We start from the raw sequence: 15781 nt of genomic DNA on the forward strand, positions 1-15781 counted from the left end.
CGCGGCCCGGCCACCCTGCGCCACCCCAACTCCCAAGCCCGCCGCTGCGGAACGGCGCGGGAAGCCCCGAAGCCCTCACGAGAGAGGGCCGGACACCATGTCGGAGCCCTTCTTGGTCACGCCCTCCCTGATCCATGCCCTGGCCCACCGGATGGCCTGGGTCGACTACCCCGACAGCCACTGGTGGGTCGACCTCCTGGCCCTGCTCGCCTTCGTGGTCGCACCGGCCTGGATGGGATGGCTGGCGATCCGGCTCGGCCTGCGATGGCTGGGACCGGGAAGACGTCGACGGCTCCATCCGGTCGCCGTTCCGTCGCGCGAGCCCCGGGCCGGATCGGTGCCGCCGAGGCCGGGGGGCGCCCGCGACGGCAGCTATGGCTGGTGCCTGGAGCGTTTCGTCGTCCGTGCGACGCTGCGCTTCCAGCTGCGTCTCGTGCTGCTCTCGCTGCTGACGCTGCCCGCGGCGTGGCTCCTCCTCGAAATCCCCAAGCACATCATCAATCGCGCCATCACCGACGCCGATGGGGACGGGCATCCGGAGATGGTCGTCCTCGGCTTCACCCTGAGCCAGGTGGAGCTGCTGTTCGCCCTGTGCGGGAGCTACCTGGCCGTGCTCACGCTCGGCGGGCTCGCCAAGTATGCGGTCAACCGCTCGCGCGGGCGCGTCAACGAGCGTCTCGTGCGCCGCCTGCGCCTCGCCATCCTCCGTCGCGCGCGCGACGAACCCTCGCCCGACCGACGGGCGGCGCTGGCGGCCGCGGCCATGCAGGAAGTCGAGCCGATCGGCTATTTCGGCGGGAGCCTCGTCGTCGTGCCGCTCGTGCAGGGCGGCACGCTCGCGACCAGCATCGCCTTCCTGCTCCTCCAGAACGCCGCCCTCGCGCTGGCGGCGCTGATGATGCTGCCGGTCCAGCTCACGCTGCTGCCGCCCCTGCAGCGGCGCCTGAACGCGAAGGTGCGCGAACGGGTCCACGCGACGCGGGCCCTGGGAGGCCTCCTGACCGCGGCGCCGTCCGGTCGGGAGGCCGCGCCGCCTCGCGACCGGCCCGCACGGACGCCGGCCCGGTCGCGGCAGATGCGCCTGGCCGAGGACCTTGAGCGCGTGCGCGTCGAGATCAACGACCTCAAGGGCCGTCTCAAAGGCCTGTACAACTACACCTCCAACCTGACGCCGTTCTTCTTCTTCGCGATCGGCGGCTACCTGGTCGTGCAGGAGCGCCTCTCGCTCGGCGCGCTCGTCGCCGCGCTGGCGGCCTACAGGGAGATCGCGCCGGCCATGCGCGAGGTGTTCGATTTCGTCCAGAGCTGGTCCGACGCGAACGCCCGGTTCGAGGAGGTCACGACGGCGATCCGCCCCGCTCCGCCCGGCCCTGCGCCCCGGTAGGCCCGAGCGGCCAAGCGCTCAACCCGGTCGCTCCGGCCGGCCCGGCGCGCCCGCGGCGGGCGGCAGGAAGGCGAGGCGCAGGAGGTCGACGAGGTGGCGGCGGTTCACGAGGAACAGGATCGCGGCGAGCCCGAGATAGACCCAGGCGAGCACGGACAGGGTCGCCACCGTGCGCGCCGCGTCGTCCCGGTAGGCGAAGGCCAGCCCCAGCTGCAGGCAGAAGAGGCTCGCCAGGGCGAATGCCGAGACGAGGCCGAGGCGTAGCCGCAGCAGCAGGCCCAACGCGAACAGCGATTGCGCGGCGGTCAGGAAGAACTCCTCCGCCTGGCGGGCGTCGAGCGGCAGGTTCGCCAGCGAGCCCGCGCCGACGCTCATCGCGAGCGGCAGCATGCCGACCAGCAGCGTCCACTGGCTGATCTTGTCGCTGACCAGGGCGCCGAGCCCGTTGGCGGCCCGGCCCGCCAGAACGAACAGGACCGCGACGGTCATGGCCGGGGCTTCGCTCGCCAGCGGCGCGAGCCACTGGATGAGCAGGAACTCGTCGAGGCCGAGGACCCGGCCGGCGCCGACCAACGCCTCGGCGAACGGCTCGGCCGAGATCAGGATGACCCCGCAGGCGGCCAACGTCAGGGCCGCCGTCGCGGCCCACCGTCCTGCCACGGGCAACGCGTTCAGAGCGGCGGCAGGGCCGGGCTCCTCGTCCTCACCCTCGGCCTCGGGCGCGCCGCGGGTGCGCCAGACGTAGGCGCCGAAGAACGCCGCCAGGACCATGAAATCGAGCAGCCCGATGCCGTCCTTGAGCACGATGACGAAGGCGTACAGGCTTGCCAGGAGCAAAAAGGCGACCTCGACCGCGTTGGCTCGGGTCAATTCCACCGCGCGGCCGCCCCCCGAGCCCAATGGATGGCGACCAGGAGCGGCCAGGCCAAGCCGACGAGCAGCCGGTTGGCCCCCGTCATGTTGGCGGCGGCGTAGTGCACGTACTCCGACCCCGGCCCCACCTTGCCGGCCTGGTAGGCGTAGTAGAGGTCGACCGCATATTCGGGCAGCACGGTCACGAGGGCGACGACCGCGATGATCAGCCCCTGCGAGACGTGCCGCTCGGCGGCTTCCGCCCCCCAGGACAGCAGGAAGCCGGCCGCGAGGATGGCGGCCCCGAAGGCCGCCGTCTCGCCGATGGGCCCGACCTGCAGGCCGGTCAGCCGCAAGGTCAGGGCCGGCGTCGCCGCCGCGACCACGAGGGCGACGAGCATCAGGAAGCGTCCCATTCCGTCCCTCCTCGTCACACGCCCGGGCCGCGGCCGCCGGGCGCGGGCGGTCCTCTTCGGCGGGCGCCGCCGGCGGGCGGACCCATGGCCGCGACAGGGTGACCGAACCGCGCCGGGCACCCCGCCCGATGTCTCCGGCGACCGCGCCCGATCCCGCCGCCATCACCCCGGCGGCGCTCGCCCGAAGCGCGTGGTCGGCCGGTCGGAGGGCGCTCGGCCCGGCCCTCCGGAAGGACCGGTGCGGCCGCGCCGAACGGCTTGCGCGAGCCGAGGACGCACCGGGTCCGCAGGGCGGCGCCGGCGGTCGCCGGCGAGGCGGCGACCGCCCGGATCGAGCCCCTCACGAAATCTCCCCCGCGGCACCGGCGCGGCGCCGATCGGACACGAGGAATCCGCCGAGGAACAGCAGGACCGCCCCGGCGGAGATCCAGACGTCGGCCAGGTTGAAGGTAAACCAGCGGATGCCGCCGGTGTGCAGGTCGAGGTAGTCGGTGACGACGCCGTCCATGAGCCGGTCGACGAAATTGCCGGCCGCCCCGCCCGCCATCGCGGCGAGCCCGAGGCGTTCGAGGCCCCCGCCCGCGGCCAGGGCCCAGCCGGCCACGAGGCAGGTGAGCGTGCCCTGGATGGCGAGGAGCAGCGCCAGGGAGGACGGATCGTGCGCCGGGAACAGGCTGAAGCTGATGCCGTGGTTGAACGACAGGCTCAGGTCGACGAAGGGCAGCGCGCCCCTGACGGCGCCTTCGTCCAGCCACGCCTCGGCCACGGCCTTCGCGCCGAGGTCGATGGCCGCGGCGGCCAACGCCACCCCGGCCACGGTCCCGGCCCGGCCGGCCCACCCCGACAGGAAGATCATCACGCCCTCAGGAGACGGAGCGCGTTGGCCGTCACCAGGACGGTCGCGCCGGTGTCGGCCAGGATGGCCGGCCAGAGGCCGGTGATGCCGGCGATGGTCGTCACCAGGAACACCGCCTTCAGGCCGAGGGCGATGGCGACGTTCTGGCGGATGTTGCCCAGGGTCGCCCGCGAGAGGGAAACCAGCGCGGCCACGTCGCCCACCCGGTCGTTCAGCACCGCCGCGTCCGCCGTCTCCAGGGCCGCGTCGGTGCCGCCGCCCATCGCGATGCCGACGCTGGCGGCGGCGAGGGCCGGCGCGTCGTTGATGCCGTCGCCGACCATGGCGACCGGGCCCATCTCCTTCAGGGCAGCGATATCGGCGAGCTTGTCCTGTGGCAGGAGCTCGGCCTTCACGTCGAGGCCGAGCTCGGACGCGACCGCCTCGCCCGTGCGCCGGTTGTCGCCGGTCAGCATCACGCTGCGCACGCCGAGCTTGCGCAGGGCCGCGATGCCGGCGGCCGCGTCGGCGCGGGGCTCGTCCCGGACCGCGATGGCACCCAAGGCCTCGGCGCCCCGGACGACGATGACCACCGTCTTGCCGCCGGCCTCCAGTGCCGCGACGGCGCGCTCGGCCTCGGGGCTGAGCCGCGCGCTCTCGGCGGCGTGGCGCGGCGAGGCGACGAGCACCGTCTGCCCCATGACCGTGGCCTGCACCGCCTTGCCGGGGATGGCGCGGGCGTCCCGCGTCGGCCGCAGCGGCACCCCGTCCGCGCTCGCCCGGTCGAGGATGGCTCGGGCGATGGGGTGGCTGGACCCGTTCTCGACCGCGGCGGCCAGCCCGAGAAGCGAGCGTTCCGATGCGTCCGGGGCGAAGACTAGGATATCCGAGACCCGCGGACGTCCCGCGGTCAGCGTTCCGGTCTTGTCGAACGCGACCGTGCGCACCCGCCCGATGACTTCCAGCGCGGCCCCGCCTTTCACGAGCAGCCCGCGCCGCGCACCGGCGGCCAGTCCCGAGGCGATGGCCGCCGGTGTCGAGAGCACCAGCGCGCAGGGGCAGGCGATCAGGAGGAGCGCCAGGCCCCGATAGACCCAGGTGCCCCAGTCGGCGCCGAGCAGCAGCGGCGGCACGATTGCGACCGCGGCGGCGAACACGAAGGCGATGGGCGTGTAGACCGCGCTGAACCGGTCGATGAAGCGCGCCGTGGGCGATTTCGACGCCTGCGCCTCCTCGACGAGGTGCAGGATGCGGGCGACCGTGTTGTCGGCCGCCGTCTTGGTGACCCGGACCTGGAGCGCGCCGTCGGCGTTGACGCTGCCGGCATAGACCGGGTCGCCGACCTCCTTGGGCTTCGGGACCGACTCGCCGGTGATGGGGGACTCGTCGAGGCTCGACGCGCCGTCGGTGATGACGCCGTCGGCGGGCACGCGGTCGCCCGGCCTGACCACGACGACCTGCCCGATGGCCAGCGACGCCGCGGGCACCTCGCGGATGGTGCCATCGGCCTCGTCGACGACGCGGGCAATCTTCGGCACCAGGGCCGCGAGTGCCTTGATGCCGGCCCGCGCCCGGCCCGCCGCCACCACCTCCAGCATCTCGCCGACCGTGAACAGCAGCACGACGATGGCAGCCTCCTCGGCGGCGTGGATGGCGAGCGCCCCCGCGGTCGCGACCGACATCAGCATCTCGATGGAGAAGGGCGTGCCGGCGAATGCCGCCACGGCCGCGCGGCGCCCGTAATAGGCGAGCCCGACGAGCGCCCCGGGCCAGTAGGCGTACTCGCCCGCCACGCCCGGCGCGATCCGCTCGACCAGGAAGCCGGCGGCGAACAGGGCGCCGATCAGGATGCCCAGCAGCGCCTTGCGGCTCCGCCAGACCGGCGGCTCGGGCTCAGCCGCGGTCTCGGCGGGCGGGGCGCCACCCGAGGCTTGCGCCATGGCCAGGTCCGCGGCCGTGGGGAGCGGCGCGACGCCGTAGCCAAGGCGCTCGATGCGCCCCTCCAATTCGGTCCTCGGCGTCGCGGCCTCGTCGAGCGCGAGGTCGAGGACCTGGCTGCCGTAGTTCACGCGCACGTTCGCGACGCCCGGCAGCCGGGAGACGGCGGTCTCGATCTTCCCGGCGCAGGTCGGGCAGTCCATGCCCTTGACCCTGTAGCGCAGGGCCTGCGGACCGTTCGTGGGGAAGGAGGTGCGGTCCGCGCCGGCGGCCTGGTTCATGGTGCGCTCCGTTCGCCGGGCTCCTGGTCCGGACCGGGAAGGCCCCCTACATGCACCCTGTAGTCGCTACAGGGTCAAGGCCGTGCGCACCGCCTCTTCCATGACCATCGGCAGCCTCGCGGAGGCCACGCAGACCCGTGTCGAGACGGTCCGGTGGTACGAGAAGGTCGGGTTGCTGCCCCCGCCGGCGCGGTCGAGCGGGAACTACCGGCTCTACGGGCCCGAACACCTGCGCCGGCTGAGCTTCATCCGCCGCGGTCGCGCACTGGGCTTCACCGTGGAGCAGATCCGGGACCTGCTCGCCCTGGCGGACGACCGGGAACGCTCCTGCGGCGAGGTCGACACCATCGCCCGCGCCCATCTCGCCGACGTGGAGCGCAAGCTGGCCGACCTGACCCGGCTCGCCTCGGAACTGCGCGAGGTCATCGGCCAGTGCGGCTGCGGGTCGGTCGCCGACTGCCGCATCATCGAGGCCCTGTCGCCGTTGGGTGAGCCCGCCTAAGCGATCTGGGCCCAAGGTCAGCGGCCGACGTAGGGGGCATCGGCACCCGGCTCCCGAACAACCCCTTGGCCACGAACCCGCGGCACGCGACGGCGACGACCCGCGTTCCTCCGGCCCGAAAGTGGCGTTCCACGCGAACATCCCCGCTCGGCCCGACCAGCATCGCGGGCTTGCCGCCGCGACCATCCGGGACCCGGGGATAACAGGCCAGCGGCCAAGGCCGGACAGGCCGGCGCGGCCAGCCCACGAACGAAAAAAGACAGTACCACGCGAGGCGAACTCAGAATAGAACGGCCTCGGAAACCAAGAAGCCCACAGGTTGGAACCTGTGGGCTTCACACGGGCCGGAGCCCATGGGTTGCTGACGGCGCACCGTTCAGCGTTGACGGATCGGATATGAGTGCATGGGGCTGGATAGTCAAGCGGGAAAATCCAGGATCCGGGCCGCACTCTACATCGACGGGTTCAATTTGTATCATTCCGTCAATGATTTAGGAGAGTCCTTCCTGAAGTGGTGCAACTTCTGGAAGCTGGGGGAGTCGATCATCCCGCGCCAGTCGGAGGAGCTCGTCCGCGTCGTGTTCTGCACGGCCTATTACCCGGGCGATCACAGCAAGAAAATCCGCCACGAACGCCTGGTCCGGGCCCTCAAGCTGGTCGGCGTCGAGACCGTCCTAGGCCACTTCAGCCATGAAGATGCCAAGTGCCGGGATTGCGGCTCCATTTGGCAGAAGCCGACCGAGAAGGCGACGGACATCAATCTCGCGCTCAGCGTCTATGACGATGCCGTACAGGACGTCATGGATACTGCATATCTCCTGACGGCAGATACGGACCAGGCGGCGACAGCCAAGCTGTTCGCCAAGCGCTTTCCCGGCAAGAAGCTCGTCAGCGTCAGCCCCCCGGGCCGGACCCACTCGCAGCATATCCTGTCGCACACCCCGCACAAGATCGCGCTCAACCGTGAGCATATCGAGAGGGCGCTGTTCCCGGGGCTCGTCACCGCGGAGGGGCAGGCTTCCGTCATGCGCCCGCACGAGTACGACCCGCCGGCCGGATACGTGATGTGGGACCAGCGTCCGAAGCCCGCGCCCAAATCGGGGGCGAAGGCGGCCGCGCCGGCGGCGGCGATGCCCGAGCGCTGAACGCGCCGCGGCCTCAGGCCGGTTCCCCGCCCCGGGACCACGCGAACGTTGACCGTCCGTCCTTCCCGAACAGGATGACGTCGTAGGTATCGGGCTGCATGTCCTCGGCCTCCATGCCGGTCGAACCGGCCGGCATGCCCGGCACGGCCAGGCCGGTTCCCTCGGGGCCCTGCGCGAGGAGGCGCTTGATCGCCCCGGCCGGGACGTCAGGCTTCCCGGGTCCGCTTCCGCATCCGAAGTTGCCATCGCTCAAGCCCGGCAGAGGCGGCAACCTTCCCCGCTGCCGTCTCCGCGCAGCGATGCACCTGCCTCCGCAGCCACGTATGGGCCGGTTCGCTCCGCATGCGCGGACGCCAGGGTGACGTTGGGGCGGGCCGCCGCATGGGTGACGTTCAGCTCCTTGAGCAGGGCTTCGAGCGCGAGCAGCGAGGCCGACACGGCAATCGCGATATCCAGTGTTTGACTCCTGGACCTGCAAGCCGGGTGCCCCGCCGCCGGGGCGGCCGGCACCTTTGCCGACAAGCGGACCGCAGGTCGCGTCGGGGCCGCCGTCGGTCGGAAAGACCGCGCGGAGCGACGGGTCGACGATGAACCCGGTGCCAGCCTGTCGTGATCCCGGACGCCCGCCCGCGCGATTCCTTCGGGACATGACCTTCCATCCGCGGCGGTCGCGGTGCAGGCTGGACGGGATGGTCCCGGGAGAAACGCATGGACGAGGTCGACGAGCGACGGCTCGCCGCCATCCTGGTTGCCGATGTCGTCGGCTATAGCCGCCTCATGGGCGTCGACGAAGCGGGGACGCTGCGCCGCCTCAGGGGCCTGCGCCGGGAACTGCTCGATCCGCGCATCGAGGCGGCCCGGGGCCGCGTCGTGAAGTCGACCGGCGACGGCCTGATCGCCGAGTTCCCCAGCCCGGTCCGGGCGGTGTCCTGCGCCGTCGCGATCCAGCGAGCGATGCTGACGCGCGAGGCCGGCGTGTCCGACGACCACGCGTTCAGGCTGCGCATCGGCATCAACGTCGGCGACGTGGTCGCCGAGCCTGACGGCGACCTCTACGGCGACGGCGTCAACGTGGCGGCTCGGCTCGAACCCTTGGCGGAGCCGGGCGGGATCTGCATCTCGCACACGGTTCACGATCAGGTACGGGACAAACTCGGCTACCCATTCGAGGACCGGGGCAAGCAGGCGTTGAAGAACATCGCCCGGCCGGTCGGCATGTTCGCACTGCCCGCCGCGGCCATACTGTCGATGCCGGCCGAGGATGACGGGCAGACCGAACATGGGGTCCGGGTCCGGCCCGCGGCGCGCCGGTTGCCGAGACGTCGCGCGCTCGCCGGCGGGCTGCTCATCCTCATCGCCCTCGGCGGCCTCGGGCTTTGGTCCTGGATGACGCCACGCGAGACGGGACAGGTCCCGCCGACGACCCTGGCCGACGGTCGTATCGGCGCGGACTGGATGCCGGCCGCGGAAATCCGCCAGAAGCTTTTGGACACGGGCTACACGTCGGTCACGGAGCTCAAGCCGGATGACGGGCTGTGGGACGGCAAGGGGATCAAAAACGGCATGGAGGTGCGGTTCCATGTCGATCCGCGGACGGGGGCGATGCTGTCCGAGAGGACGGACGACTGAGACGCCGCAGTCCGAGCGGGGCGCAGCTCCGGTCCCGGGGGTGGCCCTCAACTACCCGTGGCCGGCGAAAGCGGCGCGCCGTAGCGGAACGTCGAGGTGCCCCCGGACCGCTCGGTGAATGTACCCTCCCCATGGTCGGCTCGCGCCGTCGTCACGGTGCCGTGCAGGATGCCCGCGCCGGTGCAGTCGACGCTCACCGGTACGGGCGCATGCTTGAGATCCAACGTGAAGCTGCCGCTGCAGGCGACGTACCCCGTCCCGTCGCGCGTGAAGAAGCTGACCCGTAGGAGGCGGACCGACGCGTGGCCGGTCAGGACGCTGCCGTCGATGCGTTGGATCCGGAAAGGCAGGGAGTCGAAGCCGACCGTGCTGCCGCCATCGTCCGAGCCAAGCTGGATACCCGGTAGCGTTCCTCCCCCACATCCCGATAGGAGCGGCAGCAGGATGCCTGCGTAGCCGAGAAGCGCGCGCCGCCTCATCGAAACCTCGTTTGCCATACCGTCCTTCACGTACGCTCGGCGCATGGGCCCACGTATCGCCCGCGCTGCCTGACGGTCCCGGGCTACAGCGTCGCTCATCGCCGGCGCCTTCCGGATCTCTCGGCGGTCACCGTACGTCCTCAAGCGGCTAGAGGGTCAAGAGACCGCGGCGCCCGCCGACCGGCGGCGTAACACGTAGCGGATGCCGTCATGCGTTACGCGTTCCCCGCGGAGTCTCGCACCTACGTCGCCCAGGGCATACGACGCGTCGTCGCGGCGGTTCGCAGGGACATGGCCGCAACCCCGGCCCGCCCGTGCGGACGAAACGCGCCGCCCCTAAGGCCAGACCAGATGCCCCGACCAAGGCTGCATCCGCCGTCAAGACGGAAACTCCGCGGGCCGTCACCCGAAGCCCGCCCGGGACGGCGCGAAAAAACCCGTGCGCAAGCCGGGCAAGGCCTGACGCGCGCAAGGCAGGTCCGACCCGGCGCGCCCGAGGACGGTTCCCGGCCGATCAGGCCCAGCTCAGCCCAACGGTCGTCCCGTCCACTTCGGCCTTCAGACCGGTGAGTTCCCGAAGCGCCTGCGCCAGCCCTTCGAGGGCTGCGTGGCCCGAGCCGTGCAGCGTCAGGTCCAACGCGCCTTCCCGGCATCCGGCAACCCCGACGGCCTCGTCGACGAGCCGACCGAGATGCGTCTCGGCGAAGTCGGCCCCCGCCTACCGGCCGTACAGCCTATCGTCGCGGACCAAGCCGTTGATGCGCGAGCTCGACCGCCTTTGCAGGAAGCGGTCTGCCAGCGCCTCCACGTGCGCGCGCCGGACCTAGGCCCCGATTTCCGCAGGGGTCACGTCATCGCCTCCCGTTAGGGCGAGCGGGCGACGGCACAGGGTGTCACCCGTTCCGCCCCGCCCCGGACATCGCGCTCTCGCCGTCCCATGGCTCCTCGCCGGCCACGGCGGCGAACCGCTCGCCCGCGAGCTCCGCGAACGGCCTGCCCTCTTGGATCCGTCCGCGCAGCTTGAACCGGAGCCGGCCGGGGCTGATCCTCTGGAACCGCTCGGACGCCCCGATCCACGTGGGGTCCATCCGCTCCAGGATCTCGTCCGCCGTCAGCGGGCCCGCCTCCGAGAGGAGGTCGTGGACCGCGTGCACGAAGCGGCGCCAGAACCGGCGCCTGCCCATCTCCTGGACCTCGGCCGCGGGGGACGGCTTTGCCGACCGGTCGGCCCCGGGTTCGGGTCGTGGCCCCGCGAGGCCGAAGCGGCCCTCGATCTCGGTGAGTCCCTCGCCCGACGCAGCCATCCGGAGCAGGTGGTACCGCAGCCAGGCCGGGGTCAGCGGGAAGCCGACTTTCTCGCCCCGTCGCCGCAGCGCGTCCGGCAATGCCCGGTAGATCGCGTGGGCCGGCATGGGCCCGCGCTCGCGCATCGCCGCCTCGACCGCGTCGCGCACCTCGGCCCAGAACGCGTCCGCCTCACGGGCGAACTTCCGCCCCATGAGGGCATCGACGAAGCCACGTGCCGCGGCCGCCTGCGTCCCGGGCGCCGCGGCGCTCCCCGGGCCGGCTTCGGCCTCGGGCTTCGCGACGCCGGCCGCCCGCAACCGGTCCAGCTCGGACTGCAGCGCCGCGACCTTGTCCTCAAGGTGGTCCACCTGCGCCGCGGCCTCCGCGAGGATCTCCTCGTGCCGCTCCCGGCGGCGCTCGACCTCGGCGAAGTCCGACAACCGCTCCCGCGTCGCCTCGACCCGGGCCTGTTCAAGCAGGTCCCTGGCCAGAGCGGCGAGGCGCTTCTCGAACGCCTCCGGCAGGTCCGCCTGCTCGATGACCGGATGGTAGCCCTCGTCCGCCTTCCACCTGGCGAGCGGTTGGGCGATGTCGCCGAACGAGCCGCCCCCGAGTTCCTTCCTGACCGAGCGGACGGAGACGCGCTCCTTCAAGCTCCCGGGCGGCGCCGGCCGCGCGCGTATCCGTGCCGCCGCCGACCTGACCTCGTTCTCAGTGACCATGCCCGTCATCCCCGACCGATGCCGGCATGATGGACGCGAGCGGTGAAGGAATGGTCGTCGCGCACGCCCCCGCCCGCACCGGGAAGCCTTCGGCGAGGCCGGGATGACCGGGCCGGTCGCGCGACGCGCCCCCGACGGTGCCTGCGAGCGGTTCCACGGCCCAAGGGCGCCGGTCGAGGTGCTGAGGACCGTAACGGGTAAACCGTAGCGTTATGCGTGACCCGTTACATCCGGCCCGATCCGCCTCGTCGAAGGCCCGTTCGGTCCGGCGGGACGATCGGGAGCGGCGCCGGCGTCGGACGGCGTGCCGAGGCGCATGCCGCATCATCGAGCCGAGGCGGCCCGGACGCGGCCACGGAAAGCAACCCCGCCTTAACCGAAGGGGCCGGAAATCTCTAGTGACTATAGATTTCTATAGCCTAGTTGATCGGACCTGCGGTAATATTCGTTCGTGCCAAGAGGCACGGACTCACTCACGGAGAATTCCCGTGATCGCAGCTTTCTTTTCCGAAGACATGTCGGCCAACCAGGCGGCGCTGCTCGCGAGCAGCGCCCTCGACCGCCGCGCCGCCGACGATGACGCCCCGCCGAGCCTCGTGGCCGGCAGCGGCCGGATCGTCGAGGCGCTCCCGAACGCCCTCGACGCCGCGCGCATCCACGGGCGCCATCTCATGGTCGCGCTGCCGCTTGCGCACCTCGGCGACCGCGCCGTCAGGAGCCGGGTCGACGTCGCGGTCGTCTCGTTCGGGCCGAGGCCGTTGGCGGCCTCCGCGGCCTTGCGCGCGATGGCCGCGGACGCGCTGCCCGACCTTCCGCCGCCCTGGCTGCTCGCCTGTTGCGGCAGCGCCCGTCCGGCCGGCCTGCGCGCCCTGCCGATGACGCTGAGGGGCCTCCGGCACGAGGGAGCGGCCCGACTGCTCGACGGCGAGCCCTGCGCCGGCCTGGGCTCCTCTCCGCCGGCCTCGCCGCCGCGTTGCACCTCGTCGCCGAGGACCCGTACGCGCCGCGCCTCGATCCCGGCCGCCTCAAAGCGCTGTTCGACGAGGCCGGAACCGCCGCCGACCTGGCGCTCCGGACGACCCTGCTGGACCTCGCCGCCGACCTCGACGGCGACGAAGGCGATGCCGCGACGGCGCCCGCGCCGAGGACGCCGACCCGGCGTCCGAACCCGCGGCGGAAGCCGAGGGCGCCGGGACCGCGCAAGCTCGGGACCGCCAAGCCACACATCGCGCCACGCCACGCGGCGGGATGCGCGTTTGCCACACGAATCTGAGGGGGACGCCATGACCATCCGCACCAAGCCCGCCCGGAACGACACGCCCGCCACGCGTCCGATGCCGGACCCCGGCAAGGGCCGCCGCGCCCGCAGGCGCTCCGCCGCCAGGCGGGCCCTCGACCGGACGATGGGGCGCCTCGCGGTGCCGCACGTCGGGCTCGCCCCCCACGTCCCCGAACCGCATGCCGGCTGGGACGAGCCCCCGCTGCCGCTGTTGCTCGACGGCGACTTCGACTTCGACCACGGCGGTGACGGCGGGGCGGTGGACCTCGCCGGTCGCCTGCATCGCGCGATCCGCGACGAGGAGGATGACTGGGGCTGATCGCCAGACCCGGATGCGCGGCTCCGGCGTGCCCGCTCCGCCGCCAGGCGGGGGGCGATGATGTCCACAGGTTGCTGTGGATATTAACCATCAGTACGCGAGACTACTTGCCTCGTTCCGAAAAACATTGCATTTCTAGTAGGTTTTGCGCTAATATTCGCCTCCTCAGCAACGCATGACTGACGCGACCGAGCCGGCGACCGCTTCGCCGGGCGGTCGCGTCCGTGCCTTTCACGGAGGCTCTCGTGATCAGCGCCACCTTCGGATGCTCCGGGCGCACGGACGCCACGCACGCCGCCCTGATCCTCACCGATACCCATGCCGCGCTCGGCGAGGCGGTGACCCTCGTGCGCATCACCTTGCCCGGTGAGGCGCACCTCCCCGAACGCCGTTACCGCCTCGACGAGGTCACGGTGGCGGAGCGCGAGGCCGGGACGGTCGGCGAGGCCGACGCCCTGGTCGCCGGGGAGATCGCCGCAGCGGCCGGCCGCCACGTGATCCTCGACCTGCCCGGGTCGTGCCTCGCGGATCCCGCGCTTCGCGCCCGCATCGACGCGCCCGTGATGGTGGTCGGCCCCACCCCGCTCGACGAGCACATGGCGGCCCTTGCGCTGGCCGACGACGGCGCGGAAGCCGGCGCCGGGCCGCCCGAGGCCGGCGGTGCGGTCCCGCGCGGGCCGGCGCCGGCATGGCTGCTGGGCTGCGGCCGCTCCGGCGGCGCCCCCGCCGCCGGCGCGTTCGCGCTCGCCATGGCGCGCCTCGCCACCGGGACCTCCGCCCGGCCCCGGCGCGTCCTCCCCGCGGTCCTGCCGGGGCTGAGCCGCTCGGAGGCGGCCCGCGTCATCGAGGGCGACCGGACCGCGCGGACCCTCGCGGCCGGCGTGCCGCTCCTCGCCGCCCTGCGCATCGTCGCCCGGAACCCCCGCGCGGACGCGGTCGATCCGCGGGCGTACGCGGTCGCGCTCGGGGCCGAGTTCGCGGCCGCGCGGCAGCCCGACCAGCGGGAGGCGGGCGACCGGCTGCACGACCTCGCCGACGAGCTCCAGGGCATCCGGGACGGGGCCAAGCCCACGGCGGACGATCTCGCCGACGTGCCGCGCCTGGAGGATTGGCGGCCCGCGACCCGCGAGGTCCGCATCCTCACCGGCCGCGTCTACGGGCACCCGAGCATTCCGGACGGCAGAAGGATCACGACCTCCGATCTTTATGCCTCCGACATGCTGACGTGGGCGAGGACGACGTCGAGATACTACGCCCTGGGCTCCCCCGCCCCGGGCCCCGCCGCGCTGTCCTAGGCCGCCGGGCCCGCCCCGTCCTCCACCCAATCCCGCCCTTGCGGACCGGCCGCGCGCCGGATCGCGGAGCCATGTCCGATCGGAGGCAAGCGGATGCAGGCGAGCGAGACCGGAAGCGGGAGGCGGCCCGGGAACGCCGGGATCGCGTCCCCGGCCATTCGGCCGCTGACCGTGTGGCGCCGATGCGATCCGGGCGGGATCGCGCCCGCGACCGTCGCCGAGATCGAGCGGGCGGTCGCCGGAGCCGCCCTGCTCCCGCACCACCGGCGCTGGCCGGAGGCCCTGCGCGGGGACCCGGCCGCGACGGTGGCCGTGGCGGTCGACGTCCTCCGCCGCCACCCGCCCGGCGCGGCCGCGACCGACCTCGCGATGAGCGGCCTGCTCGTCCACGCGGCGCGCGGCGACCCGACCGCGGCCCTCGTGCTGGCCCACGGCCTGGCCGCCCTTGCGCGCCGGCATCCCCGGCCGGGCGAACTGCTCGGCCGGGCCGCGCGCTGGGCCCCCCGCCGGCCCCGCCGGCGCCCGACGCCGCCCGCACGCGGGTGAGCCCCGCCCACCCGCGACCCGCCGAACCCGAGAGGTGCAAGGATTGCGTATCTGGATCTTTTCCGACCTTCACCGCCGCACGTACGCGAGACCCTGGACGCCGGCGGCCATCCCGGACGCGGACGTCGCCGTCGTGGCCGGCGACGTCGGGGAGGGCCTCGCCGACACGGTCGGATGGCTCGCCGCCGCCATCCGCCCCGCCATGCCGGTCGTGCTGGTGCCGGGGAACCATGAATTCTACCGCGGCGCCATCGATGCGGAGCTGGCGCACGGGCGGCGGGCCGCCGCGCGCCAGGGCATCGACCTCCTGGAGAACGACACCGTCACGCTCGGGGGCTGCACGTTCACGGGCTGCACCCTGTGGACCGACTACGCCCTCGACGGCCTCCCCGGTCGCGCCGCGGCGATGGACGCCGCGCGCGCGGGGCTGATGGACCACCGCCTGGTGGCTTGGTCGCGCGAACCGCGCTTCAGGCCGTTCAGGCCCGAGGAGGCCCTGGGCCTGCACCACGCATCGCGCCGCTTCCTTGAGCGGGCCCTGCTGGAGCGCGACCCGCCCGCCGTGCGGGGCCGCCCGCACGTGGTGGTCACGCACCACGCGCCCAGCCCGGGCTCGGTCGCGCCGGCCTATGCCGGCCACCCCCTCAACCCGGCCTTCGCCTCGGACCTCGACGCGCTGATCCGCGCGGGCCGGCCCGACCTTTGGGTGCACGGGCACGTCCACACGTCGTTCGACTACCGCCTCGGCGCCACCCGGGTCGTCTGCAACCCGCGCGGCTACCCGGGGGAGAATCCCGGCTTCGACGCCGGGCTGGTGATCGAGCTCTGAACCGGGTCCCGCCCCGGCCGCCGCCGCCGAACGCCGCCGAACG

At 72.9% G+C, this 15781-nt stretch carries 18 protein-coding genes and 1 pseudogene; 9 read left to right on the forward strand and 10 right to left on the reverse strand.

Going from position 1 to position 15781, the window contains the following annotated elements; genetic code table 11:
- The first annotated feature begins 97 nt into the window (after positions 1-97).
- Complete coding sequence (locus ACFQE0_RS20425) at positions 98-1384, forward strand: multidrug ABC transporter ATPase (RefSeq protein WP_274925959.1); 1287 nt, start codon at positions 98-100, stop codon at positions 1382-1384.
- Between the two features lie 18 nt (positions 1385-1402).
- Here ACFQE0_RS20425 and ACFQE0_RS20430 read toward each other — a convergent pair whose 3' ends face one another.
- The 4 genes from ACFQE0_RS20430 to ACFQE0_RS20445 form a co-directional block, all read right to left on the reverse strand.
- The gene (locus ACFQE0_RS20430; RefSeq protein WP_378972883.1) at positions 1403-2260 is read right to left on the reverse strand and encodes a hypothetical protein; all 858 of its coding nucleotides are present in this window, start codon (positions 2258-2260) and stop codon (positions 1403-1405) included.
- Positions 2251-2652 carry a hypothetical protein gene (locus ACFQE0_RS20435; protein WP_378972885.1) on the reverse strand — a complete coding sequence of 134 codons (402 nt, stop codon included), beginning with the start codon at positions 2650-2652 and terminating at the stop codon, positions 2251-2253. Before ACFQE0_RS20435 ends, ACFQE0_RS20430 begins: the two co-directional genes overlap by 10 nt.
- 340 nt (positions 2653-2992) lie before the next feature.
- Complete coding sequence (gene lspA / locus ACFQE0_RS20440) at positions 2993-3508, reverse strand: signal peptidase II (RefSeq protein ID WP_116655845.1); 516 nt, start codon at positions 3506-3508, stop codon at positions 2993-2995.
- Positions 3508-5706, reverse strand: a complete 2199-nt coding sequence (locus tag ACFQE0_RS20445; RefSeq protein ID WP_116655846.1) for a heavy metal translocating P-type ATPase — start codon at positions 5704-5706, stop codon at positions 3508-3510. The genes lspA and ACFQE0_RS20445 overlap by 1 nt, the downstream gene beginning before the upstream one ends.
- A gap of 100 nt (positions 5707-5806) precedes the next feature.
- Here ACFQE0_RS20445 and ACFQE0_RS20450 point away from each other — a divergent pair, with 100 nt between their 5' ends.
- Both ACFQE0_RS20450 and ACFQE0_RS20455 read left to right on the forward strand, forming a co-directional pair.
- Positions 5807-6208 (forward strand): MerR family transcriptional regulator, encoded by a 402-nt coding sequence (locus tag ACFQE0_RS20450; protein ID WP_063110606.1) that lies wholly within the window; start codon positions 5807-5809, stop codon positions 6206-6208.
- 404 nt (positions 6209-6612) lie between these two features.
- Positions 6613-7353: an NYN domain-containing protein gene (locus ACFQE0_RS20455; protein WP_116655848.1), complete on the forward strand. Its 741-nt coding sequence runs from the start codon at positions 6613-6615 to the stop codon at positions 7351-7353.
- Positions 7354-7366: 13 nt separating this feature from the next.
- Here the strand turns inward: ACFQE0_RS20455 and ACFQE0_RS20460 are convergent.
- Positions 7367-7558, reverse strand: a pseudogene (locus ACFQE0_RS20460) (DUF411 domain-containing protein); the annotation flags it as partial.
- A gap of 44 nt (positions 7559-7602) precedes the next feature.
- On the reverse strand, positions 7603-7791 hold the full coding sequence (locus ACFQE0_RS20465; protein WP_378972889.1) for a hypothetical protein: 189 nt from the start codon (positions 7789-7791) through the stop codon (positions 7603-7605).
- Between the two features lie 270 nt (positions 7792-8061).
- On the opposite strand from ACFQE0_RS20465, the gene ACFQE0_RS20470 reads away from it, so the two are divergent.
- The gene (locus ACFQE0_RS20470) at positions 8062-8982 is read left to right on the forward strand and encodes an adenylate/guanylate cyclase domain-containing protein (protein ID WP_116655849.1); all 921 of its coding nucleotides are present in this window, start codon (positions 8062-8064) and stop codon (positions 8980-8982) included.
- 47 nt (positions 8983-9029) lie between these two features.
- Here the strand turns inward: ACFQE0_RS20470 and ACFQE0_RS20475 are convergent, their stop codons facing one another.
- The 4 genes from ACFQE0_RS20475 to ACFQE0_RS20490 form a co-directional block, all read right to left on the reverse strand.
- Entirely contained in the window at positions 9030-9461 is a 432-nt protein-coding gene (locus ACFQE0_RS20475; RefSeq protein ID WP_378972892.1) for a hypothetical protein, read from the reverse strand.
- Positions 9462-9975: 514 nt separating this feature from the next.
- Positions 9976-10098 (reverse strand): hypothetical protein, encoded by a 123-nt coding sequence (locus ACFQE0_RS20480; protein WP_274852390.1) that lies wholly within the window; start codon positions 10096-10098, stop codon positions 9976-9978.
- A 256-nt stretch (positions 10099-10354) separates the two neighbouring features.
- Positions 10355-11479, reverse strand: a complete 1125-nt coding sequence (locus tag ACFQE0_RS20485; RefSeq protein ID WP_378972894.1) for a DNA-binding protein — start codon at positions 11477-11479, stop codon at positions 10355-10357.
- A 464-nt stretch (positions 11480-11943) separates the two neighbouring features.
- A complete protein-coding gene (locus tag ACFQE0_RS20490) occupies positions 11944-12165 on the reverse strand; it encodes a hypothetical protein (protein WP_378972897.1) in 222 nt (73 codons plus the stop codon).
- Between the two features lie 278 nt (positions 12166-12443).
- On the opposite strand from ACFQE0_RS20490, the gene ACFQE0_RS20495 reads away from it, so the two are divergent.
- The 5 genes from ACFQE0_RS20495 to ACFQE0_RS20515 all read left to right on the forward strand — a co-directional run bounded on the left by ACFQE0_RS20495 (position 12444) and on the right by ACFQE0_RS20515 (position 15738).
- Positions 12444-12743 (forward strand): hypothetical protein, encoded by a 300-nt coding sequence (locus ACFQE0_RS20495; protein WP_378972899.1) that lies wholly within the window; start codon positions 12444-12446, stop codon positions 12741-12743.
- 10 nt (positions 12744-12753) lie between these two features.
- Positions 12754-13068, forward strand: a complete 315-nt coding sequence (locus ACFQE0_RS20500; protein WP_116655853.1) for a hypothetical protein — start codon at positions 12754-12756, stop codon at positions 13066-13068.
- A gap of 245 nt (positions 13069-13313) precedes the next feature.
- A complete protein-coding gene (locus ACFQE0_RS20505; protein ID WP_116655854.1) occupies positions 13314-14363 on the forward strand; it encodes a DUF6634 family protein in 1050 nt (349 codons plus the stop codon).
- Positions 14364-14456: 93 nt separating this feature from the next.
- Positions 14457-14909 (forward strand): hypothetical protein, encoded by a 453-nt coding sequence (locus ACFQE0_RS20510; RefSeq protein ID WP_116655855.1) that lies wholly within the window; start codon positions 14457-14459, stop codon positions 14907-14909.
- Between the two features lie 34 nt (positions 14910-14943).
- A complete protein-coding gene (locus tag ACFQE0_RS20515) occupies positions 14944-15738 on the forward strand; it encodes a metallophosphoesterase (RefSeq protein ID WP_274852389.1) in 795 nt (264 codons plus the stop codon).
- The last annotated feature ends 43 nt before the right edge of the window (positions 15739-15781 follow it).

The organism is Methylobacterium komagatae (genome assembly GCF_042661665.1).
Taxonomy (GTDB): Bacteria; Pseudomonadota; Alphaproteobacteria; order Rhizobiales; family Beijerinckiaceae; genus Methylobacterium; species Methylobacterium komagatae.

Coding starts and splice junctions, on each gene's coding strand:
- ACFQE0_RS20435 (WP_378972885.1), bottom strand. CDS start 2,652: ATGGGACGCTTCCTGATGCTCGTCGCCCTCGTGGTCGCGGCGGCGACG.
- ACFQE0_RS20475 (WP_378972892.1), bottom strand. CDS start 9,461: ATGAGGCGGCGCGCGCTTCTCGGCTACGCAGGCATCCTGCTGCCGCTC.
- ACFQE0_RS20455 (WP_116655848.1), top strand. CDS start 6,613: ATGGGGCTGGATAGTCAAGCGGGAAAATCCAGGATCCGGGCCGCACTC.
- ACFQE0_RS20470 (WP_116655849.1), top strand. CDS start 8,062: ATGGACGAGGTCGACGAGCGACGGCTCGCCGCCATCCTGGTTGCCGAT.
- ACFQE0_RS20450 (WP_063110606.1), top strand. CDS start 5,807: ATGACCATCGGCAGCCTCGCGGAGGCCACGCAGACCCGTGTCGAGACG.
- ACFQE0_RS20510 (WP_116655855.1), top strand. CDS start 14,457: ATGCAGGCGAGCGAGACCGGAAGCGGGAGGCGGCCCGGGAACGCCGGG.
- ACFQE0_RS20485 (WP_378972894.1), bottom strand. CDS start 11,479: ATGACGGGCATGGTCACTGAGAACGAGGTCAGGTCGGCGGCGGCACGG.
- ACFQE0_RS20425 (WP_274925959.1), top strand. CDS start 98: ATGTCGGAGCCCTTCTTGGTCACGCCCTCCCTGATCCATGCCCTGGCC.
- ACFQE0_RS20500 (WP_116655853.1), top strand. CDS start 12,754: ATGACCATCCGCACCAAGCCCGCCCGGAACGACACGCCCGCCACGCGT.
- lspA (WP_116655845.1), bottom strand. CDS start 3,508: ATGATCTTCCTGTCGGGGTGGGCCGGCCGGGCCGGGACCGTGGCCGGG.
- ACFQE0_RS20445 (WP_116655846.1), bottom strand. CDS start 5,706: ATGAACCAGGCCGCCGGCGCGGACCGCACCTCCTTCCCCACGAACGGT.